Consider the following 22,798-nt stretch of genomic DNA (forward strand, 5'->3'; position numbering starts at 1 on the left):
TGTCGAGACAGAAGAGAGGATCGGCGTCGGCGGCGGGCGGATCAACCGCAGGAGCGAACGCATCGATCCGGGCCAGCGTGTCGTCGTCGCCCTCCGCTTCGGGCTCGCCATCGACTGCGGCGCACCAGGCATCATAGGCATCGGCTTCGATGTCGCGCAGCGCTTATTCGGTCGGCGTGAGATCGGACGGCGTGTTCCGGACCACCATCGGCTCGGCCCAGCGGCCGGGCCGGCGGATGCGGAGCCAGAAGATGGCGGCCTTGTCGTTGGGCGGCACGTGCTCGGTGACTGTGGTGCGGATCAACTCGCCGTCTTTCAGGGCAACCTGTTCGATCTCGCGGTCGTGGCCAGCGGCCAGCCGGAACAGCGCGCGTTCGACGGCGGCGTCCGCCGCTTCGGGAGACAGGCGGCAGGCGGCGGCGAAATCGGGATGCTGCTGCTTCCACGCGCGGATGGTCGGGAAGGACACGCCGAAGGCGATGGCGAGATCCTTGTCCAGTGCACCACGCTGAGCGAGCGTGCAGGCGGCGGGGATCAATGCGGGGCTGTAGTCGGTCATGACAGCCAGGCTGGCATGAGCGTGCGGATTGCCGGGAGGGGAGCTCATCACGGCATAGCCCAATCCGTGAATTGAGCGCGGGAGAGTCCCGAAATTCAATTATTGTATATTCAAAATAAATAATATATAACGATCGCTCTATATTCGATAAAATCGCATCACGTAACGATTATAATAAATATTAAATTATGATGCATCATGATTTTCATAAAATTTACTGCTATTTGTGATAAATGGTATGGATCGATTAATTTTATTATATAACGATATTATCATCACTCTCTACATAAATTAAAGATATAACATACCTATGAGAGATTTTGCGATATAAGATGCAATCTATATTCAAATCCTGGCCATATTGCACCGATATGGAGAAGATGGATATGATAGTCATCGAATCGTAGTATAAGTATGAAGCCGCTTTGTTGTGCGGTATGTGGCATAGCTTGCCCGCGTCTTCAAATGTTCGCGCACCAGTTGTTCAAAATGATGTTCGCACTCCGGCTTGCGATGTGCCCACTGATCTGGGACGCTTGGCAGGAGCATGGAGATCCCATGGCTGGGGCCGATCGCAATGCGGAATGGCGCGGATTGGAATGTAATAAGCGCCGCTCCGGCGGCAAAATTCCAACGAGCGGTCATGGGGCAGGAAAGATGGCGATATATCGGGGGACTTCGCGCAGCGTCATTCCCAACGCGATCGGAGGTTTGATCGCTGTTGGCTGCGCAGGGGGCGCCAATTTCTGGCTGGCTTATTCTCGCGCTCCCGGTGGGAATGCCCGCGTCTGCACATGGCTGATCACGCTGGCGACGATATTGCTTCTCGTCGGTACGATCGGCGATGCCATCAATGGCCGGTGGCACGGAATCATCATTGATGGCCGCAACCGCGTCAGCCTGTCCAAGTTTCAAGCGACGGCCTGGACGGTGTTGGTTGCCAGTGCGCTCGCCACCTATACCGCAGTACGTGCCGCCACACCTGGCCTGCCGGCACCGTCCGGCCCGCTCGACTTCACGCTTCCGCCAGAGTTGCTGATCGCGATGGGTATTTCCGCGGCATCGCTCGTCGCCACACCGGCGGTCCTGTCGTTGAAGACCGGTGACGGTTCCGTGATGGTCGGCAGCGGCGATGGTTTCGGAATTGACCGGGCCGACGGGCTTGTCGCTGCCCGCTCCACCGCCAAGCGGGCGGGCTGGCTCGACATGTTCCGCGGGGACGAGACCGGGAATGCCGGGGCGGTGGACCTGTCCAAGGTCCAGCAATTCCTGATCTCGATCGTGCTGATCGCCGTCTATGGTGCGATGATCGCGGACCATCTGTTCACCGGCGGTGCGGAGATGCTCAAGACCTTGCCGACGCTCGACGAGAATATGGTCTGGCTCCTGGGTATCAGCCATGCCGCCTATATCGGCTACAAGGCCGTACCCCATTCGGGTGTTTCCGCTTCCACAGGGACTGCTGCAGTCGATTCGGTGGGATAACGGGCGGTTCACTACCTTCCCCTTCGCCACATGCCAAAGGAGCGACCATGCCTACCAGCAGCGACATCGCGTGGTTCAAGGATCAGTTCTCCGACCAGATCGAGCAGGCAGTGTCGGGCACGGCATTCGACATCGATATGGTGACCGCCGTCGCCTGTCAGGAAACGGGATATATCTGGCAACGGCTGCGGACGCGCGACGACATGACGGTCGAGTATATTCTCAAGCTGTGCGTCGGCGACACGATCGACGCCCGCCGCGCCTTTCCAAAGAGCCGCGCCGAACTCGAGGAGGCTCCACGCGGCACAGAGATGTTCGCTATCGCCCGAGCCGCGCTGGAGGAAATGGCGCGCTACGTATCAGGCTATTCCGGCACCGTGAAGAACCCCAATAAATTCTGCCACGGTTACGGGATTTTTCAATATGATATTCAGTTCTTCCTCAACGATCCCGATTATTTCTTGAGCGAGAGTTATACCCGATTCGACGCGTCGCTCGGCAAATGTATTGAGGAACTGGAAAGCGCCCAACAGCGACTGCATTGGCGAGGGCGCACGTCTCTCAGCGACATGGAGAAGGCGGCCGTCGCGATCGCATACAACAGCGGGTCCTACGATCCGCAGCGGGGCCTGAAGCAGGGCTATTTCGACGGTTCCAAATATTATGGCGAGAATTTTTACGCCTATATGAAATTATCGCAGAGTGTGGCCGGTGGCGGGCATCCTGTACCTGTCGGGCCGACCGAACCTTCGTCGGTCGTGTCGCTGGACTACAAGGTGATTTCCACCAGGCCCCTCAACCTTCGGGCCAGCCCGGACATCACCTCCAGGAGCCTGGGCACCTATGCCAACGGCCAACTGGTGCATGTGATCAGCCGCAGTGGGAATTGGGCGCTCGTCGACGTCGACGGCAAGGGTTCTGCCGATGGCTATATGTGGGCCGATTATCTCGCGGCCGCCTAAAGACGTCTGAGGCTGTCATCAATGCTTTGGGAGGGCGAGGCATATGGGAACGGCGAACGATTCCAAGGCCATCATTCTCTTCTCGGATGGGACGGGCAATAGCAGCGCGAAGCTCTTCAAGACCAACGTCTGGCGACTTTACGAAGCGATCGATCTGGGTCCGGCACCGGGTGGCGGGGGACGTGAGCAGATCGCCTACTATAGCAACGGCGTCGGAACGTCGGGTTTTCGCCCTCTGGCGCTTCTGGGAGGTATCTTCGGATATGGATTGAAAGCCAACATCCTGGATCTCTACAAATATCTGTGTCGCAACTATCGCGACGGCGACACCATCCACGTCTTCGGCTTCAGCCGCGGATCTTTCACTGTCCGGTTGCTCGTCGGACTGATCGTCAGCCAGGGCATATTGCGCGGCGATTCTCCGGATGTCGGGCCCGACGAAGACAAGCTGGCCTATTTGGCGCGCGCCGCCTATCGAGCATTCGCGCGTGAGGCATGGCCCAATCGCTGGCTGGCTAAGCAGGTGGCCCGGATGACCCGTCGTGTTCGGGATGGCATACTCGATCTCCACAGACGTGCGACGGGACGCGATCGCTACGATCCCGCGCACAACGTGATGACCGACGTCGCCTTCGTCGGCGTCTGGGATACGGTCGCGGCCTATGGCGGCCCGATCGTCGAGATCACGCGTGGCATCGACGACTGGATCTGGCCGCTGACGATGCCGAATTATCAGCTCTCGCCGCGGGTGCTGCAGGCTCGCCATGCGCTATCGCTCGACGACGAGCGCGATTCCTTCCAGCCGCTGCTGTGGGACGAGGTGCGTGAGGACATGCTCGTCCGGCAGGGCGGCTTCGTGAAGGAGATCATCGAAGGACATGTCGTCGAAACGGTCCGGAAGGTTCCTCGCGGCCGCTTGAAGCAGGTGTGGTTCGCAGGAATGCATGCCGACGTCGGTGGAGGTTATCCCGACGAGAGCCTCAGCTACGTATCGCTCCTCTGGATGATCCAGGAGCTGGACGGATCGCTTCGTATGATCGGGCCGCTCGTCGAGCGCGTACGGTCGATGGCCAATATCTTCGGCCCGATCCACGACTCCCGTGCCGGTCTCGGCGCCTATTACCGCTATCAGCCGCGCCGCATCGCGGCGATGCTCGAGGGACCGCAAGACAATCCCGCATTCGTGGCGACGCGCGCGCTGAGAGATCCGGCCATCGCCGACGCCGGCTATGTGATGCCCGGCGGCGGCGATCCGTCCACCGCGTCCGGAGTGGATCACGATCCCCATCTCGCGCAGCTTGCCCGGCGGATCCGTTCCGACCACGGCCTGCTGTGCGAGGTGCGCATTCACGAGAGCGTGCTTGCCCGCATCGCGGAGGGAACCGACGGCTATGCGCCGATCGGCCTGCCCCCGCGTGTTCGACGTGGAATTCGCAGGCGAGCTGCAAGACGACGGATCCGGGGAACGGCAAGCACGCTGGCTGGAAGAGGGGTTTCTAGACAGGATATGCACGGACAGAGAAATGTCGAAGCGTATCGTCTCCCCCGGCGGCGACGGTGTTGCGGATGCATGGCTCGAACGCCAGGCCGCGATCTGGGACATGGTGTGGAAGCGCCGAATACTCTACTTCCTCACCGTAGGTTTCTCGGTCTGGTTGGTCGCCATCCCGCTATGGGGCCCCTTCTTCATTGGAGAGGATGAGGGGCCGTGCGCGGATTCCCGCTGCATCGTGCGGCCCGTGCTGGCGCTTGCGGAGCGCTATTCGGCAGGCCTCGCCCATCCTTGGGTGGAGGCCATCAGCCACAATATGGCGGCCGCCATGGCGCTTCTGGGCGCAATAGGCGCCCTGCTCGCCTACGGCAGACCCTATGAGTTGCGCCTGCGCGGCCGTGCACGGCGCGCCTGGCGGGTCGCCGCCGGTGCGGCGTCCGCAGGCCCTTGGCAATGGAAGCGCAGCCGGATCGACCGCATGCATGACGGCGCGGTATATCAGCACGTCGTGCATTCGCTGAAATGGACGGTTGGGCCCTCATTTTGTGGCCTGTCTATCATCGCGTTGATCCTCTGGCTCGGCGGCGCGTTGATCACCCAGCTGGCGATCCTGCCGTTGGAGGAGCGGCATGGGGTCTTTTGCGACAACAGCCCGCTCGCACCGATCCTGCAGCCAGAGACGAGCGTGATGCAATCGCTCGCCATCGCGACGCCTTGCTCGCCGCTCGGCATCGCCGTCGAACGCGGCAAGACCTATGCGATCCGCGTTACCGTCGTCGTCGTCGGCGGCCCGTGCTACGACGGTGTCTATAGAGCCGGACCGGGGATGGGGCAGAGCGCGCAGCTGCCAGTGGGGGTCAGCCTTCCGGCGATCCCCTATCGGCGGGTCATCCTTTCCGGATGGCTTCAGCCGATGTTCGAGATCAAGGAACCTGTCCGAACAGAAAGCTGGCCCGGGCGGATCTGGCACGGCATTTTCGGCTGGCCCGCTTTCATCCAGCCGCTTTATTTGCGGCCCGATCGCACCGGAGGCTTCAACGGTCGCTTCACCGCGCATATGACCGGTAATCTCTATTTCTTTGTGAATGATGCCATGCTTGCAGCCACGCCCGCGAGCGGCTGGCCGCGATTGAGACCGGCCCTTCCAAGTGGATTATACGGCAACAATGTGGGAACCGCCCGGGTAAAGGTCGCTTCGACGGAAGAAATCCCGGCGACCGGCTCCTAGAAAAGCAGCAGCCGAGACCGTGCCCGGGAGCGGGATGCGCGCCGCTCGGAGATGCTGTCGAGCCGGTCAGATGCTCAACGCCACCGCCCCGAACGGCCGTTCCTGGTTCATATAGCGCAGCGCTTCGGGCGCCTCCGCGAACGGGAAGCTGCGGTCGAACAGGGGCTTGATCTGGCCCGCGTCGGCGAAGCGGGTGAAGTCGGCCCAGGCGGTGCGCCATTCCTCCGGCGTGCAGGTATAGACGCCATAGCCCTGGATGCTGCCACGCACGAGGATCAGGTCGGCCAGCGTGATCGTCGACTCGCGGCCGGCGGCGAAGCCCAGCACGATCGCTTTGCCGTAGCGCACCAGCGCCTTGACCGCCTGGCCGATGATCGGGCCGCCGAGCGAATCGATGATGATGTCCACACCATCGCTGCCACGTGCCCGGATGCCGTCGGCGATCGTTTCCTTAGACAGATCGATGACGTTGTCGAAGCCAAGCTCGGCTGCCTTGGCCGCCTTGCCCGGCGATCCCGCCGTGGAGAAGACCCGCGCGGCACCCATCGCCTTGGCAAGCTGATAGGCGGCGTTGCCGACCGAGCCGCCGATGCCGGTCGCCAATACTGTCTTGCCTGGCGCCATGCCGGCTTCCTTGAGCGCCTGATAGGCGGTTGGATAGGCGACCACGGCTTGCGCGGCTGCGCCGTCGGAGACTGAGTCCGGGATCGGGGCGATATGATCCGTCTCGACAGCGGCATAATCGGCCCAGCTTCCCGCACGCATGAAGCCATAGGGGAAGGCGCCGAACATCACCCGATCGCCCGCCTTGAAGCCCGACCTGCCCGGATCCTCGACGATGCCCGCGCCCTGATTGCCGGGAATGAGCGGCATCGAGGCGGGCGGGAAATTCTTCTCATTCTCGTCGTTGATCACTGCTGCGTCAAACGGGACGACGCCTGGCGCGGTGAGCCGGACCAGCACTTCGGTGCCGCCGATGCGGGGTTTGTCGCATTCGATCAACCGGAGCGCGCTCACGCCGGTCGGTGCCTCGATCTGCCAGGCTCGCATTGTGGGTCCTTTCCTGGAAGGGGATGATCTCGAAATGGTCCGCCATCCCGAAGAAAGTTGGGATGGCCGAGGATATTTCAGCGCTTGCGGCGTACCTGGATGCCGGCGACCTCGCGGTCCCAGGTCGTCGGCGTGACGCCTTCGTCGCGCAGGCGATATTTGAGGACCCGGCCGGTGGGGTTCTTGATCAGTTCGGCCCGGAACTCGATGTAGCGCGGCACCGCGAAATGCGGGAGCTGCTGGATCGACCAGAGGCAGAGCTCATGCTCGGTCAGCGCCGCCGCCTCGCGCAGCACGGCGGTGACCTTGATCTCGTCCTCGGCATCCTGCGCGCCTGTCGCGTGGACCGCGACCTCAGCTATGGCGGGGTGCTTCAGGAAGATCCGCTCGATCTCAAAGCTCGACACATTCTCGCCGCGGGTACGCAGATAATCCTTGGCGCGATCGGCGAAGAACAGCCAGCCATTCTCCAGCCGGCCAAGATCACCCGAATGCATCCAGAGGTTGCGCCAGGCCTTGGCAGTCTCCTCCGGGCGCCGCCAATAGCCCTCGAACATCACATTGGGTTCGCGCGGGCGATAGACGATGTTGCCGACCGTGCCTTCGGGCACCGGCTGGTCATTATCGTCGACGATCATCATCTCGAACTCGTCGCTGACGCGGCCGGCGCAGATTTCGGGCGGCTCCTCGCCGGGCATCGCCATGCACAGGCGCGACGCCTCGGTCTGGCCATAGGCCCAGGAGGAGACAATCTTTACGCCGAAGCGCTCCTTCCAGATCTTGCGTACCTCCGGCGTGATCGGCTGGCCGTAGATCATGGTGAGCTTGCCGAAGCAGCGATGCATCGCTTCGGTGTCCGGAGCATGCGCGACCAGGCTGAAGATCGAGGCGAGGAACATGCCGTTTGTGGCGCCCGACGCCTCGATATCCTCCCAGAAGCTGCTGAGCGAGAAGCGCGGCCAGATCGCGACGCGCATGCCGTTGACCAGCCCGCCGAGCACGACGTTGAGTGCGGCCGAATGGAATAGCGGCAGCGGCGTATAATAGACGTCGTCACGCGTCACCGGGACGGCGCGGATATGCTGGCGTCCCTGCATGCACATGTAGTTGTGGCTGATCATGCAGCCTTTGGAGAGGCCGGTCGTGCCCGATGTGTAGAGTAGGCAGGCGAGATCGGCCGGCTTGACGACGATCGGCAGCGGCGATCCATCGCCCTGCTTGTAGCTGTCGAGCGGCTGGATCGGGATGCTGCAATTCGGAAAGGGACCCTCGTTCCGGCACAGGATCAGTCGGACATCGGGCAGCGTATCCGCCAGCTCGACGAAACGCTCCAGATAGTGCGGGTCGCAGATGGCGATGTGGGCGCCCGCATCGCAAATCTGGTGGCGCAGGAACTCGCCGCGATAGGCGTTGTTGATCGGCACCCAGATCGCGCCGAGCTTGTTGATGCCGAACCAGCAGACCAGCACGTCCATGCTGGTGTCCAACAGGCTCACCACCCGATCGCCCTTGCCGACGCCGAGCCCGGCGAGGTTGCGGGCTAAGGCGTTGGCGCGGCGGTCGATCTCGCCATAGCTGATCCGGTCCCCACCGATATTGGCGAACTCCGCGTCGGGATCGGCGGCGACGGCGCGCGCTAGCGCGTGCATCAGCGTGTCGCGGGGCCCCGGACGATAGGTGGCCGGAACCTGGACGTCGGTCGGGGCGGGGGAGGGGGCGGCCGATGCGGCTGCGCTCATGAACATGGTTCCCAGATTTCAGGCGGCGAGCTTGACGCCGGTGTTGACGACGTCGGTCATGATCATCACGGTTTCCTCGCGCTTCAGGAACTTCAGCTCGTCTTCGGCAAGAATCGGATTGATCTCGGGATCGTTGAAGATCCGGTTGATCTTCTCGACAGCGGCCTGATCCTTCACATACATCTCCGTGATGCAGTCATAACCGATATCATAAGGTGCGGGCATGGCGCTGGCGGGCACGTCGCTCGGGTTGCGCATCGCGAAAGCCGGATAGTTGCGGACATAGTCGACCAGCAGATGGCCGATATATTTCTGCGCCAGCTTCACATGGCTGCTCTCATAATGTGCGCGGAACTGCTCAGGGCTGACGCCCTCGGCGCGCTTCAGCAGGAAGATGATCTTGACCACGGTCGATCCTCTCTCGTTCTTGGATGGTATGCGTCAGGTCAGCGCGTCGATCGCGACCTTGGTGTCGCTGTAGATCGGCGAGACCATCCTGACCTTGCCGCCTTCGATCTTCCATATCTCGGCGAGCGGCATGGAAACCCGCGTGCCGGACTTGGTCGCAGTGGCGGCGAAGATGCCATAGGCCATCACCCAGGCGTCGTCATAGACGATATGCTCGATCGTGTAGGAGAAGTCGGTCCAGTAATCGAATACGCGGATCATCGCTGCCTTGATCCCGGCCGGCCCCGTGAAGGTGCCGCCATAGGGAAGCGAGGCCGCCTCGACCATGACCGCATCGTCGGCGAAGTCCGCGAGGAAGGCATCGATGTCGCCGCGGTCGAGAATCGCCTCATAGGCTGCATCGACGATCTGCCGGCTGGTCTTCTGCGCAGTCACGTTGATATCCCTGTCCTCAACTTGCGCGATTAGGAGCGCAGGACGCGCGTCAAGCCAAGCGGGCGCAACAGGCGGGACAGCCCTCCTGCGGGGACAGTCAAGCTTGCGAGCATCTCTCCTCCCGCTTGCGGGCAGCGAGGTGCGACAGTTCAGCCCAGCGCCGCTTCCAGCGCCCGCGGCAACAGCCCTTCCGCCACCATCGCCTCCCAGAAGCCGTCGGGAACCGTCTCGGCCATGGCGGCGAGATTGCCGTCCAGCTCCTCGATCGACCGCGCGCCGGGGATAACTGACGAGACCGCCGGATGACGCAGCGGGAAGTGCAGTGCGGCGGCGGGCAGCGAGAGACCGAAATCCGCGCACAATGCCTCGATCCGGCGGACATGCGCCAGTATCGCCTCGCTCGCGGGGGCATAGTTGAAATAGGCGCCCGGCACGGCGCCCGAGGCGAGGATGCCCGAGCTGTAGGGGCCGCCCGCGATGATGCTGACGCCCTTTGCGCGGCAGGCCTCGGTCAGCGCGGGCGCGGCGTCATGTTGGAGCAGCGTGTAGCGGCCGGCGACCAGCACATAGTCGAAATCGCCCGCCTCGACGAAATCGACCAGCATCCGCCATTGGTTCATGCCGACGCCGATCGCCCGGATCACACCCTCGCCGCGCAGCCGCTCGAGCGCGCGATAGGCACCGTCCATCGCTTCGGCGAAATGGCTGTGCGCATAGGGATCGGCGGCGGGATCGATGCCCACCGTCTCGTCGGGGTCGTGGATCGCGACCATGTCGATCCGATTCAGGCCGAGGCGCGCAAGGCTGCCTTCTATCGAGCGCAGCGCGCCATCATGGGAGAAATCGAAGGCGGTCCGGCAGCGCGGCGTATCGACGAACAGCGACGCATTGTCCTCGCCCTCGCCGAGCGGGATCAGATCGTAGCCGACCTTGGTTGACAGGACGAAGCTGTCGCGCGGCAGCGAGGGCAGAATCTTGCCCAGCCGTTGCTCGCTGAGCCCCACGCCATAGCAGGGGGCGGTGTCGAACAGCGTGATGCCGGCCGCGTGCGAGGCGCGGATCAGGTCGGCGGCATGGTCCGCATCGACGGCCGCATACATGTTGCCCAGGCTCGTGCCGCCGAGGCCCAGTGCCGACACGGCAAGGCCGGTGCTGCCGATAGGATTGGTGGCAAGGGCCATGCTGTTCTCCTTTCGATTGGTGGGGCGCGACGCTTTCTCTTCTCGTCATCCTGACGAAAGTCAGGATCCATTAGCCGCAGCGTCGCGTCTTATCGGCAACGCTGCGGCTAATGGATCCCGGATCAAGTCCGGGATGACGAAGAAGAGAGCATCCGGCCGGTCCGCGCCCCGCACGATAGCTGATCCGGCGCAGCGGATTGCCTGCAGCGGAAACCGTATCCGGCGAAGGCTCTTCCGGCTGCGCGCTCAAACAAGCGGCCTCCCTGCTTATGCCGTAACGCTGCCAACCGAAAAGGAGAGGAGCCGGCAAGACGATGCGCTGCCTGCAGTTCAACGGTGCGGGAAAGCCCCTGACTATCGAAATCGTGCCCGATCCCGAGCCGGCCGCGCATGAGATCGTGATCAAGGTCGCGCGCTGCGGCATTTGCGGCAGCGATGTGAGCATGACCGATCCGCGCTCGCCGGTGGTGTTCGCCGATGGCGCGCGACTGGGGCATGAATATGCCGGCGAGGTGGTGGCGATCGGCCGCGATGTGACCGGCTTCTCCGTCGGCGACCGCGTGACGGCGCTGCCGACGCAGGGGTGCGGCACATGTACGGCGTGCCGTGCCGGCGATCCCAATGGCTGCTCCGGCTGTCATCACGTGATGGGCGGCTATGGCGAATATACGCGGGCCGACGCGCGGCTGGCGATCCGTTTGCCCGAGACGCTGTCGCTGACGGACGGCGCGCTGGTCGAGCCGCTGGCCTGCGGCGGGCAGGCGGCGCGGCTGGCAGGGATCGGGTCGGGCGCGCGCGTGCTGGTGTTGGGGGCGGGGCCGATCGGTCTCGCCTCGATCTTCGCCGCGCGCCGCGCCGGTGCGGCCCGCATCGCGGCGGCGGCCCGTAGCGATCGAGCGCGCGCGCTGGCCGAAGCGATCGGCGCCGATGCCTTCTTCGAAGGGGTAGCGTCGCCGGAGGAGCTGGCCGCCCGCCTGGGCGGCGCTCCCGATGTGGTGATCGAATGCACCGGTGCGCCCGGCAGGATCGGTACCGCGATCGATCTCGTCGCGTCGCGCGGCACGGTGGTGAACGCAGGCCTCTGCTTCGACGCGCAGACGATCGGTTTCGGGGCGGCAATCGGCAAGCAGATCACGCTGCGCTTCAGCCTCGCCTACACCCTGGCCGACTTCCGGCGCGCGGTCGACGCGCTGGCCGCCGGCCATGTCGAGCCGCGCGCGATGATCGGCGAGACGATCGCGCTCGCCGATCTTCCCGGCACGATCGAAATGCTGCGCGGCAGACGATCCGACCACAAGCTGATGGTCGATCCCTGGCGCATGGCCCCCAAGGAGACATCCACCCGATGAGCGAACAGCCTCCCGTCCCGCGCACCTTCGATCAGGTCACGCCCGAATGGCTGACCGCCGTCCTGTCACAGAGCCATCCCGGTATCCGCGTGACCGCGGCGACGGTCGATCCCACGATGGGACACAAGCCGAACAAGGCGCGCGTTCATCTCAGCTATGACGAGGCCGGGCAGCGTGCCGGCCTGCCTGCGACGCTGGTGGTGAAGGGCACGTTCAACGGCACCGTCTCGCGCGGGCGGATCATCGATTTCTCGAACATGGCCGAGCTGGTGTCGTACCGCGACATCCTGCCGCACCTCACGGTGAACGTGCCGCGCCTGATCTACGAGGCGTGGGAGGCCGAGCCGAGCGAGTCGGTGGTGATGCTGTTCGAGGACATGGCCTATCGGAGCCCGACCTATTTCCCCAACGGCTTCGCGACCTTGAGCTACGGCCAGGCGGCGGCCTTCCTCACCGCCATGGCGCGCTTCCATGCCGAGACGTGGAACAGTCCCGAATTCGGGGAGGGCGGCCGCTGGGGGCCGGGCACGCCCGCGGGCGAGAATGCCGCGCGCATCCGCTCCGATTATTTTGACATACTGCCGCGCTCCGAGCATTGGACCAGCTCGGTCGTCTCGCCGCGCGGCGCGGCGCTGCCCCGCCGTCTGCGCGATCCCGATCTGATGGAGCGCGGCTGGATCCGGCTCGTCGCGATGCTGGAGGCGCATGGCAAGGTGATCGTCCATGGCGACGAGCATCTCGGCAATTTGTTCGTCGAGCCGGACGGCACGCCCGGCCTTTACGATTTCCTGGCGCGCGGCGAGGCGTGGCCGCTGAGCCTCGCGCGCTTCCTGATCCCGACGCTCGACATGCTCGACCGTCGCGCGTGGGAGAAGCCGCTGCTCGCCGGCTATCTGCGCGATCTCGCCCGCTTCGGGGTCGAGCCGCCGAGCCTCGAGGAAGCGTGGCTGGTCTATCGCGCCTCGGCGATCTGCACGCTGATGATATGGCTGAACAACAGCAGCAGCTGGCAGCCGGAAGCAACCAACACCGCCAACGCCGCGCGCGCTGCGGTTGCGGTGCTCGATCATGACTCGTTCGGGCTGCTGGGGCTGTGACGGGGGGAGGCATGATAAGCGACGGTCTTCTGGTCGAACGCATGGGGCCAATCGCGCGGCTCTCCCATGCGCGGCCCGAGCAGCGCAACGCGCAGAGTGCGGCCTTCCTCGATGCGCTCGACCGGGCACTCGGCGAGGCGGTGGAGGACCCGGAGGTGCGGGTGATCGTGCTGGCCGGCAAGGGCGATCATTTCTCGGCGGGCCATGACCTGCGCGACGAGGAGACGATGCGCCACCAGACGACGCCGGAGGTGCGCTACGCCTTCGAGTCGGTACGTTACCGCGACTATTGCCTGCGCCTGTGGGATGCGCCGAAGCCGGTGATCGCGCAGGTGCAGGGCGCGTGCGTGGCAGCCGGTTTCATGGTCGCCAATATGTGCGACCTGATCGTCGCGTCGGAGGACGCCTTCTTCGCCGATCCGGTGGTCGGCGCGGTCGCGATCGCGGGCGTCGAGGTGCTCGTCCATCCCTGGGTGATGGGGCTCCGGCAGGCCAAGGAGTTCCTCTACGCCGGTGGGCGGGTGACGGCCGCCGAGGCGCTTGCGATGGGCATGGTCAATCGGGTTGTGCCGCGCGCCGAGCTGGAGGCGACGACGATGGCGCTGGCCGCTCGGATTGCGGCCGCCTCGCCCTTCGCGCTCCGCCTGATGAAGCGCTCGCTCAACCGCACTGCCGAGATCCAGGGCTTCCGCGCCGCGCTCGACGCGCATTTCGACACGCATCAGCTTTCGCATATGGGCAGCGACGCGCAGGCGCATCTGTCTGGCGATCTCGGCAAGGCGATCGGCACGATGAAGGCGCAGATTGCATGACGGACGTGCCGGCGACGATGCGCGCGGCGGTGGTGCGGCGCTGGGCCTCGCCGCCTTGCTTCGCGATCGAGCAGGTGCCGACGCCGGTGCCCTCTCCGGGCGAGCTCGTCTTCCGGGTGCATACGGCCGCGATCAACTTCGGCGACACGCTCATCGCATCGGGCGGCTATCAGGTGCGGCCGGACCTGCCGTTCGTGGCCGGCACGGAGGCGTCGGGCACCGTCGTCGCAGTAGGCGAGGGGGTGAGCGGCTTTGCGCCGGGCGACCGGATCGCCGCCTGCGGCTTCGTCGGCGACGCACGGGCGGACCGCCGGATCGTCGGCGCCTTTGCCGAATATGCCATGGTGAAGCCCGCCAATGCGGTGCACCTGGCGGGCGGCGTGCCGCTGGAGCAGGGCGCGCTGTTCCGATCGAACATGGAGACGAGCGCCTTCGCCCTCTACAAGGGGCGGTTGCAGGCGGGCGAGACCTTGCTCGTGCTCGGCGCCAGCGGCGGCACCGGCCATGCGGCGGTGCAGCTCGGCAAGCTCGCCGGCGCGCGGGTGATCGCCTCCGCGTCGAGCGAGGCCAAGCGTGCGATCGCGCTGGCGGCCGGGGCGGATGTGGCGATCGACAGCGGCGATCCCGAATGGCGCGGTCGGGTCGATGCGCTGACCGGCGGACGCGGCCTCGACGTCGTCTACGATCCGGTCGGCGGCCTGGCGACCGAGCGGGCGTTTCGCGCGCTCGCCTGGGACGGCCGGCTGCTGGTCGTCGGCTTCGCGGCGGGTGCCATACCGTCGATTCCGGCCAATCTGCCGCTGCTGAAGGGTGCCTCGCTGATCGGCGCGAACCTGTTGCAGGGGCTGAAATATGAGCCGGAGCACTGCGCGCGCGAAGCGGTGCGGCTGATGGACCTGTTCGGCCAGGGGCGGCTGAGCGTGCCGCCCGTCGCGCGTCGCTATCCGCTGGAAGAATTGGATGCCGCGCTGGCTGATTCGGCTTCCGGCCGGACCGCGGGCCGCGTCGTCATCACGATCGGCGAAGAGAGGGAGGCAGTGCGATGAGCGACGGTCCATTGGCGGGCATCCGGGTGGTCGAGTTCGGCGGCTGGTTCACCGGGGCCATGGCCGCGTGCATTCTCGGCGACCAGGGGGCGGACGTAATCAAGGTGGAACCGCCGACCGGCGATCCATTCCGCTCCACCGGCACGTCGCGCGGCGGGCAGGCGGCGATGTTCATGGCGGCCAACCGCAATAAGCGTTCGGTGGCGCTCGATCCAAAGCAGCCCGAGGATCTGGAGGCGCTCCGCCGGCTCGCGGCTGAGGCGGACGTGTTCATCCACAATACGCGGCCCGGCGCGGCGGCGCGTCTCGGCCTCGACGCGGAGACGTTGCGAACGGCCAATCCGCGCCTGATCCACGTCTCGATCAGCGCCTACGGTCAGACCGGGCCGAATGCACGCGAGGGCGGATTCGATACGCTGCTGCAGGTACTGAGCGGGCTCGCCTATATGCAGGGCGGCGGCGCGGACCGGCCGCCGCAGATGGTGCGCACGCTGCTCGCCGACAAATTGACCAGCCCGATCGTGGCGCAGGCGATCTCGACCGCATTGTTCGCGCGCGAGTGCAGCGGCGAGGGCGCCACGCTCGATTATGCCATGCTGGACGGGATGGTCTGGTGGATGTGGCCGGACGGAATGATGAACCACAGCTTCGTCGGCGACGGCATCGACGTGGCACAGGATCTGTCGGACGTCGACTTCATCTGCCCGACCGATGACGGCTATCTGGTCGCAACGCCACATATGGAGCAGCATTGGCAGAGCTTTACGGAGCTAGTCGGACGGCTCGACCTGCGAGGCGATCCGCGCTTCGATACGATGCGCAACCGGCAGCTCAACCTGCGCGCCTATGCCGATATGCTGCGCAGTTGCTTCGTGGGCAGGACAACGGCCGAATGGTGCGCCCTGCTGCGCGAGCGCGAGATTCCCTGTGCGCCGGTGCTGCGGCAGAGCGAGGTCATGGCGTATCCGCAACTCGTCTGGAACGGGACGATCGAGGAGGTCGATCATCCCGTCGCCGGGCGTTACCGTTCGGCGCGCGCGCCGGTGCGCTTCGATGGCGTGGCGGCAGGCACGCGGCGGACGCCGCCTGTCGTCGGCCAGCATAATGCGGAGATATTGGCGGAGCTGAGGATGGGACGGCGGTAGATTAGAAACACATCTCCGTTCGTCCCGAAGCCGGACCGCCATCAAGCAGTTCTCGACCATGCTCGGGACAAACGCGATAGGCATCCGTTCAAGCCGGAAAGCTTCCGGAGGCGACGCGCACCCCATGCGGCGTCAGCAGCAGCATCTTGAACGAGCCCATGTCGAACGCATCGGTCATTGCGATCCGCCCGTCGGCAACGCGCGCCATCACTTCGGCGACCACAGCCTCCGGATCGTCCGCCTCGATCTCGTATGTGGCGCTGTACGCCCAGGCTTCGCCCGGCGCGGCGGCGAAGCGTTGCGCGGCGACGATGCCGGGCACTGCGCACACCTCACGCAGGTGTATCTCGCCATACCAGCGATTATAGGCCTCTTCCCGACCGGGAGCGGGATTGCTGAGCACGAGCAGCTGGTGGGTCGCCATGATCGTCGCTCCGTCAGGCAGGCGCCGTGTCGACGCGCAGCCTCACGAGGCGGAGCGTCGCGATGCGCCAGTGGCCGTCGATGCGGCGGAAGCCGTCATAATAGTGGCCATAGCCGTCGAGCGCGGAGAGCCGCCCGTGACGGAAGCTCAGCCCGTCATACATGGCAAAGATACCCCGTGCCTCGTCGTCGGACAGGATCTCGATCTCGGGCATATGGCCGTGGTGGATCGAGCGCACGCCGGCGAGCCCGGCCTGGATGAAACGGACGATCGTCTCGCGTCCGACGACGTCGATCTCGTACGGATCGTCCGGCGGAGCGGGGCCGTCGGACGGATCGCGCAGCGCGCCGCGATAGTCGCACACCGCATCCTCGGCGAACAGATCGGCGAGCCCGGCCCAGTCCTTCTGGTCCATCAGCCGGAAGTAGCGAGCCTTGAGCTGCTTGATCTCCTCGATCGCGAGCAGTCGTTCGGCGATATCCATTCATTTCCTCCGATTTACGCCGGCGGCGCAAGTCTCAGATTCGACGCGTCCCCTTCTTGGCCATCCCGGACTTGATCCGGGATCCATCAGCTGTAGCGTTGCCGATAAGATGCAACACTGCGGCGAATGGATCCTGACTTTCGTCAGGATCACTTGAAAGGCGCGCCAAGTTCTTTTGCGGAGCCCGGGTTAGCCCATCGCGCCGCCTAATATCCTGCGCCGCATGGCCCGTTGCACGACCAGGCAAGCGTATCTTCCGTGCACGGCTGGAAAGGCGATGATAAGGGACGGTCCATGAGCATCTCGCCCGTCAGCATCGACCATGTCGTGATCGCCTCCTCGGATCTCGATCGCACCGACGCCTTCTACGAGGTGGTATTCGGTGTCGCGATCGAGCGATCCTACCCTGGCCTGCATCAATATCGTCTCGGCACTCAGATGCTGAACGTCCACGGACCGGGGCTTGCCGAGAAAGCCGGCCCTGAATTGCTCGCGCGCCCGCCGGTGGCGCCAGGGGGCAGTGACCTGTGCTTCGTCTGGGACGGCCCGATCGAAGACGCGATCGCGCATCTCGCCGGCTGCGGCGTCGCCGTGCACATCGGCCCGGTCCCGCGCGAGGGGGCGCAGGGCAAGGGCACCAGTATCTATTTCCGCGATCCGGACGGCTCGCTGCTCGAATTCATCAGCTACGCCGGAGACCGCGGCGCGTGAACGACCATCCCTCGTTCGGCCGCCTTGCTTCGACCCGCTATGGCGAGGGCGTGACGCGCCGCCGGATACGGCTGACCGGCGAGCCGGGGACAGTCTTCGCCGAGCTCGAGGATCATGCCCATGCGATGCGCCTGCGGCTCCATCATCGCGATGGCCGCATCGTCGCGATCGAGCCCGACTTCCACCGCTATCCGCTGATCGCCTGCACTGGTGCGGCGGAGCCGCTGGAGGCGCTGGTCGGCGAGCCGGTGGGGCAGGATGCGCGGACCTTCTTCGGCGGTGGCCGGGCGCGGCGCAACTGCACCCATATGTTCGATCTGGCGTGGCTCGCCTCGCGCCATGCGCTGCGGGGCGATGGGCAGCGCCTGTACGCCGTCGACATCCCCGATATGTCGGACGATCGGATGGAGATCGCCGTCCGCTGCGACGGCGCGGACCTCTTCAGCCTGGTGGTGGAGGACGGCATGATCCAGTCGCCGTTGCCCTTCGCCGGCCGCCATCTATTCCGAGGCTTCGCCTCGTGGCTCGGCGAGACCGACGCGCTCGGCGAGACGGAGATCGAGGCCGCGATGATCGTGCAGAAGGTCGTCCTGATCCAGCCGGCGCGGCGCTACCGGCTTCCGGCAGGACCGGTCGGCGCGGCGGAGAAGCGCGCGATAGCCGGTGCGTGCTACAGCTATGCGCCCGAGCGGATCGATCACGCCGAGCGCCGCGCAGATGTCCTGCGGGACTTCTCGGACCGCCCCGAAGATCTGCTGAAATTCCTCTGACCAGCGGCAAGCCCCCGATCAGCGTCAGACAAGCCCGAGGATAACAGCCGCGGTCATATTGGGCTATTGTCACACATGACAATGTGAGGGTGCGAGACGGGTCGTCCCGCACCGGAGAGAGGTAGAGCAATGGCCTTGGCAAGCGAGATTGTCACGAATCCCGAAAATGAGTGGCGCCTCAACGCGCCCGAGGTGAAGGGCTGGAAGCACGGCGTTCGTGCAGGTGCGGACAAATATTTCATCGTGTCGTGCGACACGCATCTGATGCCGCCGGTGACGCTGTTCCGCGACCGGCTTGATCCCAAATGGCACGCGCTGCTGCCGCGCATCGAGAAGCGCGACGATGGCGAGCGTTACATCATCATGCCGGGCGCGCGACCCGAGCGGCTGATCGATTTCAAGTTCGAGGGCGAGGATCTGCTCCGCTCCAAGGCGGGCGGCGATTCGATGGCGGTCAGCGGCGAGGGGTCGGAGGTCAGCCTGCAGCGCATCGCCGACCAGGAAGCGGACGGCGTCGATGCCGAGGTGATCTTCCCCAACGGCCCCGCGCTGCTGATGTGGTCGGCCGCCAACAACGAATTCGTCAGCGCCCAGTGCAGCGTCTGGAACGACTGGGCGTGGGAGGTGTGCGAGCCCTATAAGGACCGCTGCATGCCGGCCGCTGCGCTCTGCACCGCGGACATCGACCTCGCGATCGCCGAGATCGAACGCGTCGCCAAGAAGGGCATGCGCGTGCTCACCTTGCCCTGCAAGCCGATCTGGGGCGAGCATGACGTGAGCCACATCAACTATAATCTGCCCGTCTTCGATCGGATGTGGGCAGCGATCCAGGATCATGACCTGGCGATTACCTATCATGTCTCGACCGGCAAGGATCCGCGCGCGGCGCGCGGCAATGGCGGCGCGATCATCAACTATGTCGTCCACTCGCTGGCACCGACGATCGAGCCGATCGTCAGCATGTGCTCCTCGGGCGTGTTCGAGCGCTTCCCGAAGCTGCGCGTCGCGACGATCGAGGCGGACGCCGGCTGGGTGCCGTGGATGATGCAGAAGATGGACGAGGCCTATCTCAAGCATCATTTCTGGGTTCGCCCCAAGCTCAAGAACCTGCCGAGCGATTATTATCGCTCGAACTGCTACGCCTCGTTCGGCGAGGATCGCGCCGCGCTCCAGCTCATCGAGAGCTTCGGCCTCCAGGATTGCTTCATGTGGGCGAACGACTATCCCCATCACGAAGGATCCTGGCCGCATTCGGCGCAGGCGATCGAGCGGACCTTCGGCGACATCGTCAGCGAGGATACCCGCGCCAAGCTGCTCGGCCTCAACGCCGCACGCTGCTTCGGCTTCGACATTCCCGCCAAATATCGCTGACCGGGGCGGGCGGGTGTCCCCCGCCCGTGCGTCTTCAGGCAAGCCGCGGATATCGGGCCGGCATGTCTTCTCTATCCATCCATGGCCATAGTCTCCGAAACGACGGAGAAAGCCATGGGCGCCTACTATATCCAGACAGATGTCCTGCTGAAGCTCGGCCGAAATGAGGGTTATGCCGAGATGATGGAGAAACTGGTTCCGACCATGGCGAGCCATGGCTGGAAACTGATAATGGCCTTGCAACCGATGGTCGGCGATTTTCGTAAGCTGACGCATCTCTGGGAAGTCGACGCGTTCGACGACATCCGCCGTGGGCTGGAGGCCTGCGCCGCCGATCCCGAGGTGCAGGCGATCCTCGCGCCGATGCCCGATTTGCTCGAAACCGAGGCACTGACCGTGATGGTCAAGACGCCCTACGCCCCCTGAAGCACAGGAGCAGCTTCGATGGTCAAGATCGTGATCCTCATCAAGAAGAAACCGGGGATGAGCCGCGAGGATTTCATCCACCATTATGAGACCAGCCATGCGGTGATGGGCAAGCGGATGCTCGGCCATCTCTGGGTGAAATATGTGCGCAACTATCCCAAGGCGCTGATGGAATATCAGCCGGAGGAGACCAGCGTCGACGACAGCTATGACGCGGTGACCGAAATCTGGCTGAAGGATGAAGCGGCGATGGAGGAAATGGGTCGCATCATCAACGATCCCGAGAATAACAAGCTGATCCTCGAGGACGAGGAGAAGTTCCAGGATCGCTTGAAGACGCGGCTGTTGATCGTCGAAGAGGTGGAAAACGGCACGACGTTGTAGCTTCTCAAATCCTCCCCCTCTCGGGAGGATGAAGAAGGCTCATCCCTCCAACGGAAAATGTCGGAGGACCTTCTCGGCAAAATCGTCCCAATAGGCTTTCTTCTCGTCGAGCGTCGAACGGCGGCCCAGGGTGAAGAAGGCGGGCAGCAGCAGGATCGCGGTGACGCCCATATCCTCGGCGCGGCGGAAGAGATCGATGTCCCACGCGTCCTTCAGCACCATCACCACCTCGAACGGAAGATGGTCGCGCCCGGCCTCGCGGCGCATCTCGTCAAGCTTTGCGATCAGCGGCGGCATGTCCGCGACCTGGTTGCCTTGATCCATCCAGCCGTCGCCCAGCCGCGCGGCGCGGCGCATCACTGCCTCGCTGCCGCCCGCGGGGATGATCGGGATGTGGCCGGGGGCCGGCAGGGAGCGCAGGCGCGGGAAGGAGAAGAACTCGCCCTGATGCTCGACGATCTCGCCGGACCAGAGCTTGCGCAGCACCGCGATCATCTCGTCGGTGCGGCGTCCGCGCGTGTGGAAATCGACGCCGTAGACGTCGCATTCCTCCTTCATCCAGCCGACCGCGGGGCAGATGCGCAAACGGCCTGGCGCCAGCGTCGCGAGCGTGCCGGTCGCCTTGGCGATGTCGATAGGGTTACGCGGCGGCATGATGAAGATGCTCTGCATCAGCTTCACGCGCTTCGTGCTCGCGGCGATCATGCCGAGCGCCACCCATGGATCGGGAAAGGACCAAAGCTGCTCGATCGTGAAGAAGGGTTTGCCGTCGGCGCCCTTTGAGCCGGGATAATGCGAGTCGATCCGTTCGGGAATGAAGAGATGATCCGACATGCCGATTGCGTCGAAACCGATTTCCTCGCAATGGCGCGCGGCGTCGATCAGCTGCTCGTCCTCGGTGAATGCCAGCAGGTTCCAGAACTTCATCGGCCCGCCTCTCCGTGCTTTCCGTCGCAGGATCGTAGCGGCGAATGGGGTGCTGCACCGTTCCTGGGGCGTGATCGGAGATGATCGGGGCTGCACCGCCTCTTCATGGCTGCGGGCGGCGATAATGCGGAGTGCCTACCGAGGCAAAGGCGCGAGCCGCAAGGATGCTAGTCTCATCGAAACGGCTGCAAGGTTCACGTAGCGGTTCTTTCGTCATCCCGACGAAAGTCGGAATCCATTAGCCGCAGCGTTGCCGATAAGGCGCAACGCTGCGGCTAATGGATCCCGGATCAAGTCCGGGATGACTAAGAAGAAGCATGCCGTTGCCAAAACAGGCGGGGGAGCATGCATGACGAAACCCGAACAGGCGCGGACGGCACGATGATTTCCTCCATCGCATCCCTGTTCGACCTCACGGGCCGCACCGCGATCGTCACCGCCGCGGGGCAGGGCATGGGCCTCGGCATCGCCAGGCGGCTGGCCGAGGCGGGCGCCAACGTCGTCGTGTCGCACCGCCATCGCGATGCCGCCGAGGCGGTCGCCGAAGAACTGCGGGGGCTCGGCGTCGGCGCGGTGGCCGCGCTGGCCGACGTCACCGATCTCGCCGCGCTCGATCGCACGGTGGCGACGGCGCTGGAGGCGTTCGGCCGCATCGACATCCTCGTCAACAATGCGGGCGGGATGCATCCCTTCACGCCCTTCCTCGAGGTCACGCCGGAGACCTGGCAGGCGACCACCGAGCGCAACCTCAAGGGCACTTACTTCCTGACGCAGAAGGTGGCGAAGGCGATGATCGCGGCGGATATCCGCGGCCGCATCGTCAACATCGCGTCCACCGCCGCATTTAAGCCCGATTTCCAGCTCGCCGCCTATAATGCCGCGAAGGCGGGGGTCGTGTCGCTCGCGCGTTCGCTCTGCACGGAGCTCGCCCCCCACGGCATAGTGATCAACACCGTCGTGCCCGGCCCGATCCGCACCACTGCGACCGAGCCGGTCTATGCCGACCCGCAGATCGCCGCGATGGTGCGCGAGCGCGTGCCACTGGGCGGCCCGGGCAGCCCCGAGGATATCGGCAACGCCGTGCTGTTCTGCGCGAGCGATGCCGCCGGCCACATGACCGGCAGCATGATCGTGATCGATGGCGGCTTCATGTGGTCGTGAAAGTCTGTTTGGAAAGTCGCCTCTGGCGACTTCGGCACCGGCCCGCACCCCCACCCGACCTCCCAATCAGGTTACGCTCGTTGGGAGGTCGGGTGGGTGTGCGGGCCGGTGCAGCGCTTTTCAAAAAGGCCCTGGAAGGCCCGGAAAAGAAG

General features: G+C 64.6%; 24 protein-coding genes. 15 read left to right on the forward strand and 9 right to left on the reverse strand.

The window, feature by feature from the left end; all coding sequences use genetic code 11:
* Nucleotides 1–163: 163 nt before the first annotated feature.
* Complete coding sequence (locus tag GQY20_RS22400) at nucleotides 164–607, reverse strand: helix-turn-helix domain-containing protein (RefSeq protein WP_157219387.1); 444 nt, start codon at nucleotides 605–607, stop codon at nucleotides 164–166.
* 609 nt (nucleotides 608–1,216) lie between these two features.
* Here GQY20_RS22400 and GQY20_RS22405 point away from each other — a divergent pair.
* The 4 genes from GQY20_RS22405 to GQY20_RS22420 are packed head-to-tail and all read left to right on the forward strand — an operon-like array spanning nucleotide 1,217 to nucleotide 5,726.
* Nucleotides 1,217–2,044 carry a hypothetical protein gene (locus GQY20_RS22405; protein WP_157219388.1) on the forward strand — a complete coding sequence of 276 codons (828 nt, stop codon included), beginning with the start codon at nucleotides 1,217–1,219 and terminating at the stop codon, nucleotides 2,042–2,044.
* 47 nt (nucleotides 2,045–2,091) lie between these two features.
* The gene (locus GQY20_RS22410) at nucleotides 2,092–3,006 is read left to right on the forward strand and encodes an SH3 domain-containing protein (RefSeq protein ID WP_157219389.1); all 915 of its coding nucleotides are present in this window, start codon (nucleotides 2,092–2,094) and stop codon (nucleotides 3,004–3,006) included.
* 43 nt (nucleotides 3,007–3,049) lie between these two features.
* Complete coding sequence (locus tag GQY20_RS22415; protein WP_157219390.1) at nucleotides 3,050–4,708, forward strand: DUF2235 domain-containing protein; 1,659 nt, start codon at nucleotides 3,050–3,052, stop codon at nucleotides 4,706–4,708.
* Between the two features lie 28 nt (nucleotides 4,709–4,736).
* Nucleotides 4,737–5,726 carry a hypothetical protein gene (locus GQY20_RS22420; RefSeq protein ID WP_157219391.1) on the forward strand — a complete coding sequence of 330 codons (990 nt, stop codon included), beginning with the start codon at nucleotides 4,737–4,739 and terminating at the stop codon, nucleotides 5,724–5,726.
* 66 nt (nucleotides 5,727–5,792) lie between these two features.
* Here the strand turns inward: GQY20_RS22420 and GQY20_RS22425 are convergent, their stop codons facing one another.
* From GQY20_RS22425 to GQY20_RS22445, 5 genes are all read right to left on the reverse strand, one after another.
* Nucleotides 5,793–6,776 carry a quinone oxidoreductase family protein gene (locus GQY20_RS22425; protein WP_157219392.1) on the reverse strand — a complete coding sequence of 328 codons (984 nt, stop codon included), beginning with the start codon at nucleotides 6,774–6,776 and terminating at the stop codon, nucleotides 5,793–5,795.
* Nucleotides 6,777–6,853: 77 nt separating this feature from the next.
* Nucleotides 6,854–8,515, reverse strand: coding sequence for an AMP-binding protein (locus tag GQY20_RS22430; RefSeq protein ID WP_157219393.1), 1,662 nt, complete (start codon nucleotides 8,513–8,515; stop codon nucleotides 6,854–6,856).
* A gap of 18 nt (nucleotides 8,516–8,533) precedes the next feature.
* Nucleotides 8,534–8,923 (reverse strand): EthD domain-containing protein, encoded by a 390-nt coding sequence (locus GQY20_RS22435; protein WP_157219394.1) that lies wholly within the window; start codon nucleotides 8,921–8,923, stop codon nucleotides 8,534–8,536.
* Between the two features lie 33 nt (nucleotides 8,924–8,956).
* Nucleotides 8,957–9,358 (reverse strand): nuclear transport factor 2 family protein, encoded by a 402-nt coding sequence (locus tag GQY20_RS22440; protein WP_157219395.1) that lies wholly within the window; start codon nucleotides 9,356–9,358, stop codon nucleotides 8,957–8,959.
* A gap of 149 nt (nucleotides 9,359–9,507) precedes the next feature.
* Nucleotides 9,508–10,539 carry an aldo/keto reductase gene (locus GQY20_RS22445; protein WP_157219396.1) on the reverse strand — a complete coding sequence of 344 codons (1,032 nt, stop codon included), beginning with the start codon at nucleotides 10,537–10,539 and terminating at the stop codon, nucleotides 9,508–9,510.
* 314 nt (nucleotides 10,540–10,853) lie between these two features.
* Between GQY20_RS22445 and GQY20_RS22450 the strand changes: the two genes are divergently transcribed.
* The 5 genes from GQY20_RS22450 to GQY20_RS22470 are packed head-to-tail and all read left to right on the forward strand — an operon-like array spanning nucleotide 10,854 to nucleotide 15,988.
* Nucleotides 10,854–11,888, forward strand: a complete 1,035-nt coding sequence (locus GQY20_RS22450) for a zinc-dependent alcohol dehydrogenase (RefSeq protein WP_157219397.1) — start codon at nucleotides 10,854–10,856, stop codon at nucleotides 11,886–11,888.
* Entirely contained in the window at nucleotides 11,885–12,985 is a 1,101-nt protein-coding gene (locus GQY20_RS22455) for an aminoglycoside phosphotransferase/kinase family protein (protein WP_157219398.1), read from the forward strand. Before GQY20_RS22450 ends, GQY20_RS22455 begins: the two co-directional genes overlap by 4 nt.
* A gap of 11 nt (nucleotides 12,986–12,996) precedes the next feature.
* Nucleotides 12,997–13,797: an enoyl-CoA hydratase gene (locus tag GQY20_RS22460; RefSeq protein WP_157219399.1), complete on the forward strand. Its 801-nt coding sequence runs from the start codon at nucleotides 12,997–12,999 to the stop codon at nucleotides 13,795–13,797.
* Nucleotides 13,794–14,843 carry an NADPH:quinone oxidoreductase family protein gene (locus tag GQY20_RS22465; RefSeq protein ID WP_157219400.1) on the forward strand — a complete coding sequence of 350 codons (1,050 nt, stop codon included), beginning with the start codon at nucleotides 13,794–13,796 and terminating at the stop codon, nucleotides 14,841–14,843. Before GQY20_RS22460 ends, GQY20_RS22465 begins: the two co-directional genes overlap by 4 nt.
* On the forward strand, nucleotides 14,840–15,988 hold the full coding sequence (locus GQY20_RS22470; protein WP_157219401.1) for a CaiB/BaiF CoA transferase family protein: 1,149 nt from the start codon (nucleotides 14,840–14,842) through the stop codon (nucleotides 15,986–15,988). The genes GQY20_RS22465 and GQY20_RS22470 overlap by 4 nt, the downstream gene beginning before the upstream one ends.
* An 88-nt stretch (nucleotides 15,989–16,076) precedes the next feature.
* Here GQY20_RS22470 and GQY20_RS22475 read toward each other — a convergent pair whose 3' ends face one another.
* A complete protein-coding gene (locus GQY20_RS22475) occupies nucleotides 16,077–16,412 on the reverse strand; it encodes a hypothetical protein (protein WP_198351125.1) in 336 nt (111 codons plus the stop codon).
* A gap of 13 nt (nucleotides 16,413–16,425) precedes the next feature.
* The gene (locus GQY20_RS22480; protein WP_157219402.1) at nucleotides 16,426–16,896 is read right to left on the reverse strand and encodes a nuclear transport factor 2 family protein; all 471 of its coding nucleotides are present in this window, start codon (nucleotides 16,894–16,896) and stop codon (nucleotides 16,426–16,428) included.
* 294 nt (nucleotides 16,897–17,190) lie between these two features.
* Between GQY20_RS22480 and GQY20_RS22485 the strand changes: the two genes are divergently transcribed.
* The 5 genes from GQY20_RS22485 to GQY20_RS22505 all read left to right on the forward strand — a co-directional run bounded on the left by GQY20_RS22485 (nucleotide 17,191) and on the right by GQY20_RS22505 (nucleotide 20,558).
* Nucleotides 17,191–17,607, forward strand: a complete 417-nt coding sequence (locus tag GQY20_RS22485) for a VOC family protein (RefSeq protein WP_157219403.1) — start codon at nucleotides 17,191–17,193, stop codon at nucleotides 17,605–17,607.
* Nucleotides 17,604–18,377 (forward strand): DUF2889 domain-containing protein, encoded by a 774-nt coding sequence (locus tag GQY20_RS22490; protein ID WP_157219404.1) that lies wholly within the window; start codon nucleotides 17,604–17,606, stop codon nucleotides 18,375–18,377. Before GQY20_RS22485 ends, GQY20_RS22490 begins: the two co-directional genes overlap by 4 nt.
* A gap of 129 nt (nucleotides 18,378–18,506) precedes the next feature.
* Nucleotides 18,507–19,748, forward strand: coding sequence for an amidohydrolase family protein (locus GQY20_RS22495; RefSeq protein ID WP_157219405.1), 1,242 nt, complete (start codon nucleotides 18,507–18,509; stop codon nucleotides 19,746–19,748).
* Between the two features lie 114 nt (nucleotides 19,749–19,862).
* Nucleotides 19,863–20,174, forward strand: coding sequence for an NIPSNAP family protein (locus GQY20_RS22500; protein ID WP_157219406.1), 312 nt, complete (start codon nucleotides 19,863–19,865; stop codon nucleotides 20,172–20,174).
* 18 nt (nucleotides 20,175–20,192) lie between these two features.
* A complete protein-coding gene (locus GQY20_RS22505; RefSeq protein ID WP_157219407.1) occupies nucleotides 20,193–20,558 on the forward strand; it encodes an EthD domain-containing protein in 366 nt (121 codons plus the stop codon).
* A gap of 39 nt (nucleotides 20,559–20,597) precedes the next feature.
* Here the strand turns inward: GQY20_RS22505 and GQY20_RS22510 are convergent, their stop codons facing one another.
* Nucleotides 20,598–21,485, reverse strand: a complete 888-nt coding sequence (locus GQY20_RS22510; RefSeq protein WP_157219408.1) for a TIGR03619 family F420-dependent LLM class oxidoreductase — start codon at nucleotides 21,483–21,485, stop codon at nucleotides 20,598–20,600.
* Nucleotides 21,486–21,830: 345 nt separating this feature from the next.
* Here GQY20_RS22510 and GQY20_RS22515 point away from each other — a divergent pair, with 345 nt between their 5' ends.
* Nucleotides 21,831–22,646 carry an SDR family NAD(P)-dependent oxidoreductase gene (locus tag GQY20_RS22515; RefSeq protein WP_157219409.1) on the forward strand — a complete coding sequence of 272 codons (816 nt, stop codon included), beginning with the start codon at nucleotides 21,831–21,833 and terminating at the stop codon, nucleotides 22,644–22,646.
* Nucleotides 22,647–22,798 lie beyond the last annotated feature (152 nt).

Source organism: Flavisphingomonas formosensis, assembly GCF_009755815.1.
GTDB lineage: Bacteria > Pseudomonadota > Alphaproteobacteria > Sphingomonadales > Sphingomonadaceae > Flavisphingomonas > Flavisphingomonas formosensis.